Source organism: Prevotella melaninogenica (genome assembly GCF_018128065.1).
Lineage (GTDB): Bacteria > Bacteroidota > Bacteroidia > Bacteroidales > Bacteroidaceae > Prevotella.
The window spans coordinates 1,212,490-1,228,576 of sequence record NZ_CP072359.1 but is presented as its reverse complement, the minus strand read 5'-3'; the positions used below and the strand labels follow the sequence as shown (position 1 = coordinate 1,228,576).

11 protein-coding genes and 1 tRNA gene are annotated in these 16,087 nt (G+C 40.0%); 7 read left to right on the top strand and 5 right to left on the bottom strand.

Going from position 1 to position 16,087, the window contains the following annotated elements; genetic code table 11:
• Window positions 1-83: 83 nt before the first annotated feature.
• Window positions 84-3,443 carry a preprotein translocase subunit SecA gene (gene secA, locus J5A56_RS04970; protein ID WP_021673103.1) on the top strand — a complete coding sequence of 1,120 codons (3,360 nt, stop codon included), beginning with the start codon at window positions 84-86 and terminating at the stop codon, window positions 3,441-3,443.
• Window positions 3,424-4,176 carry an ABC transporter ATP-binding protein gene (locus J5A56_RS04965; RefSeq protein ID WP_021673104.1) on the top strand — a complete coding sequence of 251 codons (753 nt, stop codon included), beginning with the start codon at window positions 3,424-3,426 and terminating at the stop codon, window positions 4,174-4,176. The genes secA and J5A56_RS04965 overlap by 20 nt, the downstream gene beginning before the upstream one ends.
• Before the next feature lie 312 nt (window positions 4,177-4,488).
• On the opposite strand, the gene J5A56_RS04960 is transcribed toward J5A56_RS04965, so the two are convergent.
• From J5A56_RS04960 to J5A56_RS04945, 4 genes are all read right to left on the bottom strand, one after another.
• Window positions 4,489-5,445 (bottom strand): hypothetical protein, encoded by a 957-nt coding sequence (locus tag J5A56_RS04960; RefSeq protein ID WP_021673105.1) that lies wholly within the window; start codon window positions 5,443-5,445, stop codon window positions 4,489-4,491.
• 6 nt (window positions 5,446-5,451) lie between these two features.
• The gene (locus J5A56_RS04955; protein WP_021673106.1) at window positions 5,452-7,536 is read right to left on the bottom strand and encodes an alpha amylase C-terminal domain-containing protein; all 2,085 of its coding nucleotides are present in this window, start codon (window positions 7,534-7,536) and stop codon (window positions 5,452-5,454) included.
• A 41-nt stretch (window positions 7,537-7,577) separates the two neighbouring features.
• Window positions 7,578-8,690 carry an MORN repeat-containing protein gene (locus J5A56_RS04950; protein ID WP_021673107.1) on the bottom strand — a complete coding sequence of 371 codons (1,113 nt, stop codon included), beginning with the start codon at window positions 8,688-8,690 and terminating at the stop codon, window positions 7,578-7,580.
• A 287-nt stretch (window positions 8,691-8,977) separates the two neighbouring features.
• The gene (locus J5A56_RS04945) at window positions 8,978-10,036 is read right to left on the bottom strand and encodes a glycerate kinase family protein (protein ID WP_021673108.1); all 1,059 of its coding nucleotides are present in this window, start codon (window positions 10,034-10,036) and stop codon (window positions 8,978-8,980) included.
• A 95-nt stretch (window positions 10,037-10,131) separates the two neighbouring features.
• Here J5A56_RS04945 and sppA point away from each other — a divergent pair, with 95 nt between their 5' ends.
• The 5 genes from sppA (at window position 10,132) to J5A56_RS04920 (ending at window position 15,204) form a co-directional block, all read left to right on the top strand.
• Window positions 10,132-11,910 carry a signal peptide peptidase SppA gene (gene sppA / locus J5A56_RS04940; RefSeq protein ID WP_021673109.1) on the top strand — a complete coding sequence of 593 codons (1,779 nt, stop codon included), beginning with the start codon at window positions 10,132-10,134 and terminating at the stop codon, window positions 11,908-11,910.
• 6 nt (window positions 11,911-11,916) lie between these two features.
• Window positions 11,917-13,095: a tetraacyldisaccharide 4'-kinase gene (lpxK, locus tag J5A56_RS04935; RefSeq protein WP_021673110.1), complete on the top strand. Its 1,179-nt coding sequence runs from the start codon at window positions 11,917-11,919 to the stop codon at window positions 13,093-13,095.
• A complete protein-coding gene (locus J5A56_RS04930; protein WP_021673111.1) occupies window positions 13,025-13,789 on the top strand; it encodes a purine-nucleoside phosphorylase in 765 nt (254 codons plus the stop codon). The genes lpxK and J5A56_RS04930 overlap by 71 nt, the downstream gene beginning before the upstream one ends.
• A gap of 100 nt (window positions 13,790-13,889) precedes the next feature.
• Window positions 13,890-14,999 carry a thiamine-phosphate kinase gene (locus J5A56_RS04925; protein ID WP_021673112.1) on the top strand — a complete coding sequence of 370 codons (1,110 nt, stop codon included), beginning with the start codon at window positions 13,890-13,892 and terminating at the stop codon, window positions 14,997-14,999.
• A gap of 132 nt (window positions 15,000-15,131) precedes the next feature.
• Window positions 15,132-15,204 (top strand) — tRNA-Phe (locus J5A56_RS04920).
• Window positions 15,205-15,409: 205 nt separating this feature from the next.
• Here the strand turns inward: J5A56_RS04920 and J5A56_RS04915 are convergent.
• Window positions 15,410-16,024 carry a DNA alkylation repair protein gene (locus J5A56_RS04915; RefSeq protein WP_036920491.1) on the bottom strand — a complete coding sequence of 205 codons (615 nt, stop codon included), beginning with the start codon at window positions 16,022-16,024 and terminating at the stop codon, window positions 15,410-15,412.
• Window positions 16,025-16,087: the final 63 nt, after the last annotated feature.

Below are 16,087 nucleotides of genomic sequence, written 5' to 3'. Positions count from 1 at the left end.
AGCTAAGAGTAAGCTTATACGAATAAAAAAGCAAATAGAGGTCAACCAACCTCAATATAAATTAAAACAACAATTAAGAAGAAATGAATTTCAATAAGATATTAAAGGCAATTTTTGGAGATAAGTCAACACGTGATATGAAGCTTATACAACCATACGTAGATAAGGTAAAGGCTACATATCCAGAGATTAAAGCACTTAGCAATGATGAATTGCGTGCGAAAACAAAAGAAATCCAGAAGTATGTTCAGGATGCAGGAAAGGAACAGCGTGAGAAGATAGCAGAACTTCGTACAACGATTGAAGCTACACCTATTGAGGAGCGTGAAGCAATCTTCAACCAAATAGATAAGCTTGAGAAAGAGGCTCTTGATAACTATGAGAAAGCTCTTGATGAGGTTATGCCTGTAGCTTTCTCCATTGTTAAAGATACAGCACGTCGTTTCGCTGAGAATGAGGAAACGATTGTAACTGCAACTGACTTCGACCGTGAGTTGGCTGCTGACCCTTCAAAAGACTTTATTACTATTGATGGCGATAAGGCTATTTACCACAATCATTGGACAGCTGGTGGCAATGACCTAAAATGGGAAATGGTCCACTATGATGTACAGATATTCGGTGGCGTTGTTCTTCATCAGGGTAAGATTGCCGAGATGGCTACTGGTGAAGGTAAGACCCTTGTTGCTACCCTACCAGTATTCCTCAATGCCCTTACAGGTAATGGTGTTCACGTCGTAACAGTCAACGATTATCTTGCAAAGCGTGACTCTGAGTGGATGGGTCCTCTCTATATGTTCAACGGTCTTTCTGTTGATTGTATTGACAAGCACCAGCCAAACTCTCCTTCTCGTCGTAAAGCTTATCAAGCAGACATTACTTTCGGTACTAACAACGAGTTTGGTTTCGACTATCTGCGCGACAATATGGCAGTATCACCAGCCGACCTCGTACAACGCCAGCATAACTATGCTATTGTCGATGAGGTTGACTCTGTGTTGATTGACGATGCTCGTACACCTCTTATTATTAGTGGTCCTGTACCAAAGGGTGACGTGCAGATGTTTGAAGAGTTCCAGCCATTGGTTCAGAGCCTTTATGAGGTTCAGCGTAAACAGGCTACAGAACTTCTTTCTGAAGCTCGCCACAAGTTAGCAGAGGCACAGAAGAATGCTAACAACAAAGAGACTTTCCAGAAGCTACAAGAGGAAGGTTTCCTTGCCCTCTATCGTTCATTCAAGGCACTTCCTAAGAACAAGGCACTGATTAAATTCCTTTCCGAAGAAGGTATCAAAGCTGGTATGCTGAAGACGGAGGAGTATTATATGGCTAATAATAACCGTGAAATGCCAAAGGCTATTGAGCCACTCTACTTCGTAACAGATGAGAAGATGAACTCATGTGACCTTACTGATAAGGGTACTGCATGGTTGGCTGCACAGGTAAAGGATGATCAGTTGTTCGTGTTACCTGATATAACAACAGACCTTTCTGAACTTGAGAAGCAGAAGGATGATAAAGTTATTGATGAGCAGACATATATCGATAAGAAAGATGCGATGATGGCTCATTATGGAGTTCAGAGTGAGCGTGTTCACACATTGCAGCAACTCCTAAAGGCTTACACGATGTTCAACAAGGACGATGAGTATGTTGTCTTGAACGGAGAAGTTAAGATTGTTGACGAGCAGACAGGACGTATCATGGAAGGTCGTCGTTGGAGCGATGGTTTGCACCAGGCTGTTGAAGCTAAGGAACACGTAAAGGTGGAGGCTGCAACACAGACTTTCGCAACCATTACCTTACAGAACTACTTCCGTATGTATCACAAGCTTGCAGGTATGACTGGTACCGCTTCAACTGAGGCTGGTGAGTTCTGGGATATCTATAAACTCGATGTTGTTGAGATTCCAACCAACCGTCCAATTCTCCGTAAGGATATGGAAGACCGCGTTTATAAGACTGCACGTGAGAAGTATGCAGCTGTTATCGACGAGGTTGAGGCAATGAGAAACCAAGGTCGTCCTTGTCTTGTTGGTACAACATCTGTCGAAATCAGTGAGCTTTTGAGTAAGATGCTTAACATGCGTAAGATCCCACATCAGGTATTGAATGCTAAGCAGCACTTGAAAGAGGCTCAGATTGTAGCCGAGGCAGGTCGTTCAGTAGATGGTCTTGGTGCTGTGACAATTGCAACCAACATGGCTGGTCGTGGTACAGACATCAAACTTTCTCAGGAAGTTAAGGACGCTGGTGGTTTGGCTATCATTGGTACAGAGCGTCATGAGAGCCGCCGTGTAGACCGTCAGCTTCGTGGTCGTGCTGGTCGTCAAGGTGACCCAGGTTCATCAGTATTCTATGTGTCACTTGAAGATAAGTTGATGCGACTCTTCGGTTCAGAGCGTATTGCCAAAGTAATGGATAGACTGGGCTTTGAAGATGGTGAACGTATTGAGAGTTCAATGATTTCAAACAGCATTGAACGCGCTCAGAAGAAGGTTGAAGAAAATAACTTTGGTATTCGTAAACGTCTGTTAGAATATGATGATGTCATGAACAAACAGCGTACGGTTATCTATGAGAAGCGTCGTCACGCTTTGATGGGTGAGCGTATCGGTATGGATATCTCTAACATTATATGGGACCGTTGCGTCAGCATTGTTGAAAACAATGATTACGAAGGCTGTAAAGAAGCATTCTTGAAGGTTCTTGCTATGGAATGCCCATTCACTGAGGAAGAGTTCAATGGTGGAAACACTGCAGAGCTTGCAGAGCGCAGCTTCCAAGCTGCTATGGAGGCTTTCAACCGCAAGACAGAGCGTATCCAAACTGTTGCATGGCCTATTATCAAGCAGGTATATGAGAATCAGGGCGCAATGTATGAGCGTATTATGGTTCCTATTACCGATGGCAAGCGTGTCTACAACATTCCCTGCGACCTAAAAGAGGCTTACGAGAGCGAAGCTAAGTCCGTTGTAAAACAATTTGAGAAGGTTATTCTCCTCCATATCATTGATGATGATTGGAAAGAGAACCTCCGTCAGTTAGACGACCTCCGTCACTCTGTACAGAATGCTTCATACGAGCAGAAAGACCCATTGCTCATCTTCAAATTGGAGAGTGTGAAGTTATGGGACAACATGATTGACGATATGAACAATCGTACAGCAAGTGTACTTATGCGTGGTCAGATTCCAGAGATGCAACCTGCTGATGAGATTCAGGAAGCTGCACCAGAGGAGCATAGCCAACAATACAAGGAGGAGAAGGTTGAACTCAATGATCCTAATCAGGTTGCTGCAGCACAGCATGACACCCGAGAAGGAGCACAGGAAGTAAACCACACTCCATACCGTGCTGAGAAGATGCCACTTCCAAACGACCCATGTCCATGTGGTAGTGGTAAGAAATTTAAGAAGTGTCATGGTCGCAATATTCGTTAATAACCTTATAAAGAAATTCGGGGATAAGACAGCTGTGTCTATCCCCGATTTTTGTTTCCCATCCAATGAGATAATTGGTCTCGTTGGTAATAATGGTGCTGGTAAAACTACTTTTTTCCGTTTAATTCTTAATCTTATCAAAGCGGATAATGGTGTCGTGAACTTCTGTATTACAGATGAAGTAAGTAATCATGATAAAGAAAACATTCAGGAAATCAGGACATCAATTTCTAACCTTGAGGAATCTTGGAAAAGTTATATAGCAGCTTATCTCGATGAGAGTTTTCTTATTGACTTCCTAACACCAAGAGAATTCTTTAGCTTCATTTCCAAAGTAAATAACATCAGCAAACAAGAGATGGAAGAACGGCTAAACAGCCTAAGAACTTTCCTTGGCAATGAGGTTCTTGGTAGAAAAGTATATATTCGTGAACTATCTGCAGGAAACAAACAGAAGGTTGGAATTACCGCTACCCTTCTCTCTTGCCCTAAGTTTATCATTCTTGATGAACCATTCAACTTCCTTGATCCAAGTAGTCAAAATCATTTAAAGAAGATTCTAATAGAATACAAAACGCAACATCGAGCTTCTATCCTTATCTCAAGTCATAACCTACACCACACAACAGATATTAGTGACAGAATCGTACTGATGGAGAATGGTGAGATTATAAAGAACATTGATAACGTAACAGAAACATCAATAAAGGATTTAGAAAATTACTTCTTATAGCATATTATGGTTCATGTTCCCTCACAGAGAAGCTACAACTTTGTAATATATTTTCACAACCTCAAATTCCACATACGGTCTTTGGGGTTCGAAAAGATGCCCTATTGGCTTGCAAAAGATGCCTTTTTGAGCTCTTACTAACGCCCTTTTGAAGTCCAACTAAGCACCTCTTACTTCACGACTTTATAACATATTGGTTCACTGATAATTACAAACATCAAAAATATCAGTGTATTATTCGACTTTTAGACAGATATTACCAAATATTTTGTAAATATATTTCTAAGTGAAAAACTTATAAAAAGAAGTCAACTACTTTGCATAATAATAAGCAGCATAACTACCTTCTCTATAAGGTGCTATAAGTCTTAAACCTCGCTTCTTAAGAGAAAGTATCTTAAGAGCTTCCCGATAGTAACGTGGGCGAAGAGTATCTGAAGGATAATACTGTGGAAGATAGCGAGCAAATTCTTGGAGGTTACGATCTAACAAGAAGCCTGTTAGCTGATAGTTAGCAGAATTACGGGTCACCTTATAGAGCACACTATCAGGCTGTAACCACGAATGAACCTTTCCTGGACGCAAAGCATGCGAACCACCCACTAAAGGGTAATGGAAAAGACTGTCTGCTAAATGACCTCTACGAGCAACTGCATAGATAGTGAGCATAGTAGTTACAGAATCTGTATGTGGCATTGCACGTACAACATTCAGTGCTCCCGCATAATCCTTCTTGTCTATCAAAGCCTCAACCTTTGCTCGCTGATGGAAATATCTGTCACCATTACTAAAGAGTCCGGTAAACATAAAGAATACAAGAAAAATTAGAAGATTTATCCCAATCATCTGTGAAAATGGACCAAAACTTCGCTGTTTTGGCTCATAAGGTTCAAAACGTTTGACGGCAACCATTACAAAAGCATAGACGAACAAAAGCAATGGAGCAACCCACAGCCAATTGCCAAATGTAACGCTATTGACTGTTGGCTGCAAGTCGGAGATAATTGTCAGAATGAGAAAAGATGGAAAGTAAGTCAATCCAAAGCCACGCTTATGTATCTTGGACAATGAGTTAACGCCCACTTGGAGCAGCTTTAAAGTAAGCGTTATCAATACCGCACCTAACAATGGGTCATAGAAGGTTTGTCTTCCTGAAGCCAAATGTTGTACCACTGTCATCACATCTGCCTGATAGAAAAACAGATAACAGAAAGAGAACGAACAGAATAGTACTGTGCAGATAGCACGCATAAACTTACTTTCCATCATTTGAATTTACTTCTTTCTCAATACCACAGCACTGCGAGCTGGTATATAGAGTTTGAGCCAACCTTTATGATCTTCCGCATACAGTGGGTCGGCATTTGTGAGATGCTCTACCGTATCGTCAGCAAAGCCATAACCACCAAACTCTTTGGCATCAGTGTTTAATACTACATTATACGAACCTTCAGGCACCAAGAAGCCATAATCTGAGTAAGAGCGTATTGGAGAGAAGTTGAAAACAAAGATTAAATCTCCCCTACTGAATGCCAATATCTGATCGCCATCATTGTGCCATATCTCTTGGACAGGAGTCTCATTAAACTTCTTCTCACTTTTAACTACCTCCAACATCTTACGGTCGAAATCGCCAAGTAGATGATAGCACAACTCTTCATTATCAACCAAGTTCCATTGTCGACGTGCATACTTATAACTCCAACCGTTACCCTCACGCGGGAAGTCAATCCATTCTGGATGTCCGAACTCATTACCCATAAAGTTCAAATAACCACCATTGATAGCTGCAATCGTAGCCAGACGAATCATCTTGTGCAGTGCAATACCACGATGAACCATCTCTGTTTCATCACCCTTACGGAAATGCCAGTACATATCAGCATCTACTAAACGGAAAATAATGGTCTTATCCCCCACCAATGCTTGGTCATGCGACTCACAATAAGAGATTGTCTTCTCGTCGGAGCGACGGTTCTTTATTTCCCAGAAGATAGAAGATGGTTTCCATGCTTCATCTGGTAACTCCTTAATTGTCTTAATCCAGTAATCTGGAATATTCATTGCCATACGGTAATCAAAGCCGTATCCACCATCTTTAAACTTAGCAGCTAAGCCTGGCATACCCGACACTTCCTCAGCGATAGTGACTGCGTTCTTGTTTACCTCATGAATAAGACAGTTGGCAAGTGTCAGATAACAGATAGCGTTATCATCCTGATGACCATTGAAGTAATCAGCATAATTGCAGAATGCTTCGCCTAATCCATGACTATAATAAAGCATTGATGTAACACCATCAAAGCGGAAACCATCAAAGTGATATTCGTTTAACCAATACTTACAGTTGGACAAAAGGAAGTGAAGCACCTCATCTTTACCATAGTCAAAGCACAGAGAATCCCATGCTGGATGCTCATGGCGATCACCTTGATAGAAGTATTGATTAGGGTCACCAGCTAAGTTACCCAAGCCTTCCACCTCATTCTTTACAGCATGCGAATGAACGATGTCCATGATAACAGCAATACCATTCTTATGCGCTTCATCAATAAGTGCCTTCAATTCTTCAGGAGTTCCGAAACGTGAACTGGCTGCAAAGAAAGAACTAACATGATAACCAAAGCTACCATAGTACGGATGCTCTTGGATAGCCATAATCTGAATGGCATTGTATCCGTCCTTAACAACACGTGGTAAGACCTTCTCACGGAACTCATTATAAGAGCCAACCTTTTCTTCATCTTGCGCCATACCAATGTGGCACTCATAAATCAAGAGGGGAGAAGTCTGTGGTTTGAATGTCTTTTTCTTCCATACGTATGGTTTTGCAGGTGCCCATACCTGCGCAGAGAAGATTTTACTTGACTCGTCTTGAACAACACGTTGTGCCCAAGCAGGGATACGTTCACCTTCTCCTCCTTCCCAGTGAACACGCATCTTATAGTACTGCCCATGCTGTAAAGCATCATGTGGAAGTGTTAGTTCCCAGTTACCTGTCCCCTTTATCTTATGACATTGATATGCTTCCTGCTCACTCCAACCATTGAAATCACCAACGAGAAAAATATCTGTTGCATTAGGAGCCCATTCACGGAACACCCATCCGTCAGCCGTCTGATGCAAACCGTAGTAGTTATATCCATTAGCAAAATCCGATAGTGTCATTTTACCGTTTTGCGTCAACTGATTCATCTTCCAAAGAGCATGCTCGTGACGTCCACGAATAGCATCCTCATAAGGAGCCAGATAGGCATCATTCTTTACGAGTCCTATATGAGATAACTCTTTACTTTTTGTTGTTCTGACAGAAGTCTTCTTGACAGGAGCCTTCTTTGTTGTGGTCTTCTTTGTTACCATGGTAGAAAAAAGCTTTATGTTATTGTTATATTTTGTAAAGGCTAATTAGTATAGCGTTTGCCCATTTCATAGTAACCACTTGCTGTTACCTTGCCGTTCTTATCACGTTCAATGAACTTTCCATCACGTCGGTCATCACGATAGTTACCTTCAAAACGTACACCTTCAGCAGACTCTTCAACGGCAGCCCCATTTCGTTTACCATTGTGGTAGCTGCCACGGAACTTACTACCATCAGCATAGTGAATGATGATAAGCCCTTCTAATAAACCATTTCTGAACTGACCTTCATAGACGTCTTTATTCTTCTTAGTAAGTTTTCCTTGTCCGTTTTGCATGTCTTTCTCCCAATATCCTACATAGATATCGCCATTATTCCATGACATGGTGCCATAACCAGACTTAAGTCCTTTTAAGAAGCGACCAGAATATTGATTTCCATTTTTATAACGGAAGATTCCTTGTCCAGTACGTTCACCATCTAAATATTCACCTTCATAGCTTTCGCCATCTTTGAATTTGTAGATGCCCTTACCATTCTGAAGGTCGTTCTTCCATTCTCCATTATACTCATCACCATCGGCATAAATATAAATTCCTTTTCCTTCTTTGAGGTTATTCACCCAATTCCCTGTAAAAGAAGAATGGTCGGGCCATTTGAAAATTCCATACCCATTCTTCATATCATTCTTCCACGAACCTTCATAAAAAGCGCCATTTGCAAAGATATACTTCCCCTCTCCACTACGCTTATCATGATCCCAGTTACCAATGTACTTATCACCATTGTAATAATACATAGTACCTTGTCCCTGCTGATAATCCTTATACCATAAACCGTCATAACGATTACCATTTGCAAAATAGTAAACACCTTGTCCGTGTTGCTGGTTTTGGAACCATTGACCTACATATTTCTCACCATCAACAAACTTATAGGTTCCATCTCCATGACGTAGACCCATAAAGAATTCACCTTCATAGACATTGCCTTTCTTATAAGTAGCTTTTCCCTTACCATTAGGTTTACCGCGGAACATCTGCCCATGATAAATTCCTCCATCCTTAGTAGTACAAGAGCCTATCTCTATCTTTTGTGCAAAAAGATATGAAGGAATAAGAAGTAACAATATGATGATATAATTATGCTTCACGTTTATCGTTTTCAGTTTATTATGATTAAAATAACCTTAATATGCAAAGATACCTATTTCAAGTGAGAACAACAAATTTATAAAACATTTTTAAGCCATGTTCTTAAAATTACTTTTGTAAGTATTAATTTTTATACCGAGAGAGTGAAATATATTGCAATTCCACTTTTGTGAAAGGTTCCTCACCAGCGCAACACTCGTGAAGAAAACAAAAAGCTCAAGAAAGGCTATGGAACTACCTTTTAACAAGCAGAAGAGAAAGGAAGTAGCATTAAAAAAACTGCAAATTAAAAGCCTTTCAAATTGCTTACCACTTTACGAATGTTCTCTTTTGCCACAGCAGGTTTCATTGCATCAATGAGTAACATACCCTGTGGCGTAATACATTGAATTTGAGAAAAACCAGCTTTAAGCAAATCGGTTGTATCTGCCACCTTACCTGCTATAAGAACAACAGGAATATTCTTGTGAAGACCACATTCTAAGACTTTAGCTGGTATCTTTCCCATTAAAGTCTGACGGTCAGCACTCCCCTCCCCTGTTATAATCAAATCTGCATCTTCAATAAGTGAGTTGAAATTGACAGTTTCTAAAAGAACATCTGCACCCGAGACAACCTTGGCATTCATAAACTGCATAAAGGCATAACCCAATCCACCTGCAGCTCCTGCCCCATTGTCTTTGGAACGATCAAAACCCAACTTTCTTGCAGCCATACATGCAAAAGTACGAGCACGACGGTCTAAGCAAGCAATCATTTCAGATGTCGCTCCTTTTTGTGGACCAAACACCATAGCTGCTCCACATTCGCCATAGAGAGGATTGGTCACATCTGAAGCTAAAGTTATATCTAAATCTTGTAAGAATTTATCACGCCAGTTCTTACCCAATATGTCTTTGAGAGCAACCAACATTCCAAGTCCACAATCGCTTGTTGCTGACCCACCGAGTCCGATAATAAACTTTCTATAACCTCTTTGAAGTGCGTCTGCAAGAAGTTCACCTACCCCATGAGTATTTGCACGTAAGGGATTCAATTCCTGCTGTTTAAGTAGATTAATGCCACAAGACAAAGCCGTTTCAATGATTACAGTATTATCTGCACATATGGCATAATCTGCTTTAATAGGACGCATGAGGGCATCATGGCTATCAACAGTGACCTTTTTACAGTCTAATAACTGTAAAAATACATTCAACATCCCATCACCCCCATCCGTAACGGGAACTTTTACAATCTCTACATCTTGCCAGCGTTCACGGAGACCTTGCTCGGCTGCTTCCTCAGCTTCAATAGAAGATAAACAGCCTTTAAAACTATCAATTGCTAAAATAATATGCTTCATATAGGCTGCAAAGTTATTAAGAATTCATGAATAATTTGGATTTTACATCTATTATATATATCTTTGCAAGATAAACTGTAATTAGATACCTTTTTATGAAACAATTTTTCAAATTCGTTTTTGCTTCTTTCTTAGGAATGGTGTTATTTAGCATTGTCACAGGACTCTTTGCACTTTTCTCTATTGTGGGCATGATAGCATCACAAAATACAACCAAAGAACCTGAAGAAAACTCAGTACTGGTACTGAATCTTTCTGGACAAATGGCAGAACGAAGTGAGAATAATTTCCTTAGTCAGCTTCAAGGTTCGCAAATAAATAGTTTGGGACTTGATGACATGCTTGAAGGTATCAGAAAAGCTAAAGATAATGATAAAATAAAAGGTGTATATATAGAAGCAGGTGCATTCGCATCTGATTCATACGCTTCAATGCAAGCTTTACGTAATGCACTACTTGATTTTAAGAAAAGTAGAAAGTGGATTATTGCTTACGCAGACACCTATACTCAGGGAACATACTATCTGTCTTCTGTTGCAGACAAGGTCTACTTGAATCCACAAGGACAGATTGATTGGCATGGATTGGTATCTGAACCTGTGTTCATCAAGGATCTCTTGGCAAAGTTCGGTGTAAAGATGCAGGTTGTAAAGGTGGGGACTTATAAAAGTGCTACCGAGATGTTCACTGGCGACAAGATGAGCGATGCTAATCGTGAGCAGACTTCAGCCTATCTAAATAGTATTTGGGGGAATATTACAAAGGAAGTTGGTGCAAGTAGAGGGTTATCAGTAGAACAATTGAACGCATACGCTGACAGTATGATAACCTTTGCTGACCCACAAGAATACGTAAAACGGAAGCTCGTTGATGGTTTAATTTATACTGACCAAATAAAAGGTATTGTCAAAAAACAGTTAGGAATTGATGCCAGCAAAGACATTAATCAAGTTGCAATTGCTGACATGGTGAATACAGAAGACAAAAGCCAAGGCGATAAGGAGAACCAAGTTGCAGTATATTATGCTTATGGCGATATCGTTGACGGCGTTGTTGGAGGTCTTTTCTCACAAGATCATCAGATTGATGCACAAGTGGTTTGTAAGGACTTGGAAGATTTAGCTAAAAACGAAGATGTCAAAGCAGTTGTCGTACGTATTAACTCTGGAGGTGGTTCAGCCTATGCTTCAGAACAGATTTGGCATCAAATTATGGAACTAAAGAAGTTGAAACCAGTTGTTGTTAGTATGGGTGGAATGGCTGCTTCAGGTGGTTATTATATCTCAGCCCCTGCAAATTGGATAGTTGCAGAACCTACAACAATTACTGGTTCTATTGGTATTTTTGGTATGTTTCCTGATGTTAGTGTTCTGTTAAGAGAGAAATTGGGTCTGAAGTTTGATGAAGTGAAGACCAACAAGTATGCAGACTTTGGTACGCGCGTTCGTCCATTCACTGAAGAGGAAATGTCATATCTTAGCCAGTATGTAAACCGTGGCTATAAACTCTTCCGTCATCGTGTGTCTGAAGGACGCAAGATGTCTGAAGAACAGGTTGAGAAGATTGCACAAGGACATGTCTTTACAGGACAAGATGCACAAGAGATAGGACTCGTTGACCAACTTGGTGGATTGAATGTTGCTATTGCAAAAGCTGCACAGCTTGCCAAACTGCCTAATCACAGAACATGTGTTTATCCCAAAGAGCCTAACTTCATGGAGCAAGTGTTGGAACAGACAAAGCCTAATAACTATCTAAACCAGCAACTACGTGTAAACTTAGGTGACTATTACGAGCCTTTCACACTCTTGAAGACTATCAATCAGCAGAGTGCTATTCAGGCACGTTTGCCATTTTATCCTAACATCCATTAATTGCTTATGGAAGGAGACCACATTAAAATAAACAAATGGCTATTGCCATTCAGTTGGCTCTATGGGTTGGGAGTTAGATTGCGTAATGAGCTATTTGAGTTGAATATTCTAAAATCCAGACAGTTTGACATTCCTGTTATTTCTGTTGGTAACATTACTGTAGGTGGTTCAGGGAAGACTCCCCATGTAGAATATCTTATCCGACTGCTGAAGGATAAGATGAAAGTGGCTGTCCTCTCACGTGGTTATAAGCGTAAGAGTAGAGGATATGTTTTGGCGAATGAAAACACATCTATGCGTGAAATTGGAGATGAGCCATATCAAATGAAGACAAAGTTTCCAAACATTTGCGTTGCTGTAGATAAAAATCGTTGTGAAGGAATAGACCGACTGACATCTGATGAAGAAACGAAAGATACAGATGTAATCCTCTTAGATGATGCATTTCAACATCGATATGTACATCCAGGTATCAACATTCTTTTAGTTGATTATCACCGACTCATCATCTACGATAAACTCCTTCCTGCAGGTAGACTGCGTGAACCACTCTCAGGAAAAAATCGTGCAGATATTGTTATTATCACAAAATGTCCTAAGAGTCTTAACCCAATAGACTATCGTGTACTAAGTAAAGCCATGGAACTCTACCCTTTCCAACAACTTTACTTTACAACTTTAGACTATTGCGACTTAGAGCCTATCTTTAACAAAGGAAGAAATATACCACTCTCCGAGATAAGAGGAAAAAACATCTTATTGCTTTCAGGCATTATGTCACCAAAGCAATTGGAGGCGGATTTAAATTCTTTCACGGGTAACAATGCACTAACAACACTCTCATTCCCCGACCATCATGCCTTTACGACAAAGGATATTCATCGTATAAACGAGACCTTTGCCAAAATGCCTGAACCAAAATTGATTGTAACAACAGAGAAAGATAAGGCACGCCTTATTGATGTTGAAAGATTATCAGATGAAGTAAAAGAAAACATTTATGCACTTCCCATCAAAGTAAGCTTCATGCTTGATAAGGAAGAAGCATTTAACCAAAAAATAATATCTTATGTACGAAAAAATTCAAGAAACAGCATCTTGGCTAAAAGAGAGGATGACCACAAGTCCAAAAACAGCCATCATTCTGGGCACAGGCCTCGGACAATTAGCTTCAGAGATAACTGATAGTTATACCTTTTCTTATCAAGATATACCTAACTTCCCAATATCTACAGTAGAAGGACACGCAGGAAATCTTATCTTCGGAAAACTTGGAGGAAAAGATATCTTAGCAATGAAAGGTCGTTTCCACTTTTATGAGGGGTATGACATGAAGGATGTAACCTTCCCAATCCGTGTCATGCACGAATTAGGAATTGAAACTCTATTTGTTTCAAATGCTTCTGGCGGTATGAATCCATCATTCAATATTGGTGATCTTATGATTATTACCGACCATATCAATATGTTCCCAGAACATCCGCTGCGTGGCCGCAACTTCCCTACAGGTCCTCGCTTCCCAGATATGCATGAAGCATACGACCACAAATTAATAGAGTTAGCTGACTTTATAGCGAAAGAGAAGAATATCAAAGTTCAACACGGAGTTTACATAGGTGTACAAGGACCAACCTTTGAGACCCCCACAGAATATCGTATGTACCACAAGATGGGAGGCGATGCTGTTGGTATGAGTACAGTTCCAGAGGTTATCGTTGCACGCCATAGCGGCATTAAGGTATTTGGTATTAGTGTTATTACGGACCTTGGTGGTTTTGATGTTCCTGTAAAGGTTAGCCATGAAGAGGTTCAAGAGGCTGCAAATACCGCACAGCCACGTATGACAGAGATTATGCGTGAAATGATTAAACGTTCATAACTCACATTACTTACATTACTATACTAAGGCGTTCTTTATCTTATAAATCATAGATAGAGAACGTCTTAGATGTTATATTACGAAGATTTTATTAAAGTAAATGGAAATAAAAGAACTTGGAGAATTCGGTCTTATCAACCGGCTCACAAAAGATATTCAATACTCCAACAGGTCAACTATCAAAGGAATAGGTGATGACGCTGCTGTTTTACGTTATTCAAACAAAGAGACACTCGTTTCTTCACAGATGTTTATGGAGGGTGTACAGTTCGACTTAACCTATATTGACATGGAACATCTTGCCTATAAGGTGGCAATGGTAACAATGAGTAATATCTTTGCAATGAACGGTCAGCCACGTCAACTCATCGTCTCATTGGGACTTGGCAAGCGTTTTAAAGTAGAAGATCTTGATCAATTCTATGCAGGACTAAATAAAGCTTGTGCAAAATGGAACGTAGATATTGTGGGAGGCGACACAACTTCTTCATATACAGGGTTTGCTATTAATCTCACCTGTATTGGTGATGCTGCAAAGGATAATATTGTCTATCGTAACGGAGCAAATGAAACAGACCTCATCTGTGTAACTGGTGATCTTGGTTCAGCATATATGGGACTACAAATCCTCGAACGTGAAAAGACTGTCTACTACCAGCAGGTGCAGGAGTATAATAATAAGGTTAAGGAAGCACAAAACAATAAAGATGAAAAACGACTTGAGGCATTGCGTCAGGAACGTGCAGCTATTGAAGATTTCCAACCTGATTTTGCTGGGAAAGAATACCTTATTGATCGTCAGTTGAAACCTGAAGCACGTGGTAACGTCCTAAACCAGCTTCGTGCTGCAGGAATACACCCTACTTCTATGATTGATATTTCTGATGGTTTAGCAACCGCATTGAAGCATATTTGTGAACAAAGTCACTGCGGTTGTAGAGTTTATGAAAAGAATATTCCTATCGATTATCAAACAGCAGCAACATGTGAAGAGTTCAATATGAACCTTACAACAGCTGCTTTAAATGGAGGTGAAGACTATGAACTTCTTTTTACAGTTCCTATTGGTGACCATGAGAAGATTGATAAGATGGAGAATATTAGACAGATAGGTTATATTACAAAAGAAAGCCTGGGTACATTCCTAATTGCTCGCGATGGCAACGAGTTTGAATTAAAGGCGCAAGGTTGGCCTATAAACAAGGAATAGGAAACTTGTTAAAGGATGTAAACATGTCTATTTTCTTTAGAAAAGTTTGGAGGAATAAAATAAAAGTACTACCTTTGCATCGCAATTGAGAAAGCAACATAAACGCTTATAAATTAATTGCAAGATAATGATGGTGCCATAGCTCAGTTGGTAGAGCAAAGGACTGAAAATCCTTGTGTCCCCGGTTCGATTCCTGGTGGTACCACTCCTCCTTTCATCAGGGCGGTTCTCGCAAGAGGTCGCTCTTTTTTTGTTTACATCAAATATTTAATAACCGCAAAAAAATATGACCCTCAGTAGGAAAAAGATGGGGAAAATTCCCTACAGAGTCTATAAATCCTCATTGTTATCAAAGAAAACGTTACAATAAAGCTTAGAATTTCCTTGATTAATCTATAATTGTTTTAATCTTAGAAAATATTAAGGTCAGCAAGGGCTTTTTGTGCAATTATATCAAAATCTTCACCTAACTCGCAGAAACTCAGCACACAGTTATAGGCTGCATGTTTTAAAGGAAGACTCTCACCTTCTAATGTTGTATGTGCCTGATCAAGGAATTCATTAATTCCACGCTCATTAGGTTCCATACCACGAGCAAACAAACGAGCAAGTAGTTGATAGCCACAAAGCTGATATATATCACGGTTTGAAGCTATCCATTTATACGCCAAAGCTGGTGCAAAATCGAGATATTGAAGCAAATTAAAAGCCAACAGCTCTGCCATCTCCTGTGTACGAAGGCGTTCCATCCACACTTCAACGAGGTCTTCATCCATCCTTTCTGATGGCATAATTAATGTTGCAAGCACTTGACATTCACGAATATCCTCTTTCCAAAGTTCTATGGCAAGGTCATAATCCTTACCATATTCTACCGCCATCTTCTGCAAGTCAGGGATTGGCACACCCCAATTTATTTTATATGAAAGTCCCTTCTCGCGCATAGAGTGTGATGCAACACCATTCATCAACAGCCGAAAAGACTGTTTAATCTCTTTCAATTTCTCATGTATCTGTTCGTTCATCATTATCTTAACTTATAAAAAATAACAAATTGTATTGTAGCTTTACCTTACCACAACAGTCTA

What these genes read in the sequence shown, in the direction of transcription:
- secA (WP_021673103.1), top strand. Translation starts at nt 84, where the DNA reads ATGAATTTCAATAAGATATTAAAGGCAATTTTTGGAGATAAGTCAACA.
- J5A56_RS04955 (WP_021673106.1), bottom strand. Translation starts at nt 7,536, where the DNA reads ATGGTAACAAAGAAGACCACAACAAAGAAGGCTCCTGTCAAGAAGACT.
- J5A56_RS04945 (WP_021673108.1), bottom strand. Translation starts at nt 10,036, where the DNA reads ATGAAGCATATTATTTTAGCAATTGATAGTTTTAAAGGCTGTTTATCT.
- lpxK (WP_021673110.1), top strand. Translation starts at nt 11,917, where the DNA reads ATGGAAGGAGACCACATTAAAATAAACAAATGGCTATTGCCATTCAGT.
- J5A56_RS04960 (WP_021673105.1), bottom strand. Translation starts at nt 5,445, where the DNA reads ATGATGGAAAGTAAGTTTATGCGTGCTATCTGCACAGTACTATTCTGT.
- J5A56_RS04965 (WP_021673104.1), top strand. Translation starts at nt 3,424, where the DNA reads ATGGTCGCAATATTCGTTAATAACCTTATAAAGAAATTCGGGGATAAG.
- J5A56_RS04930 (WP_021673111.1), top strand. Translation starts at nt 13,025, where the DNA reads ATGACCACAAGTCCAAAAACAGCCATCATTCTGGGCACAGGCCTCGGA.
- J5A56_RS04915 (WP_036920491.1), bottom strand. Translation starts at nt 16,024, where the DNA reads ATGAACGAACAGATACATGAGAAATTGAAAGAGATTAAACAGTCTTTT.
- sppA (WP_021673109.1), top strand. Translation starts at nt 10,132, where the DNA reads ATGAAACAATTTTTCAAATTCGTTTTTGCTTCTTTCTTAGGAATGGTG.
- J5A56_RS04925 (WP_021673112.1), top strand. Translation starts at nt 13,890, where the DNA reads ATGGAAATAAAAGAACTTGGAGAATTCGGTCTTATCAACCGGCTCACA.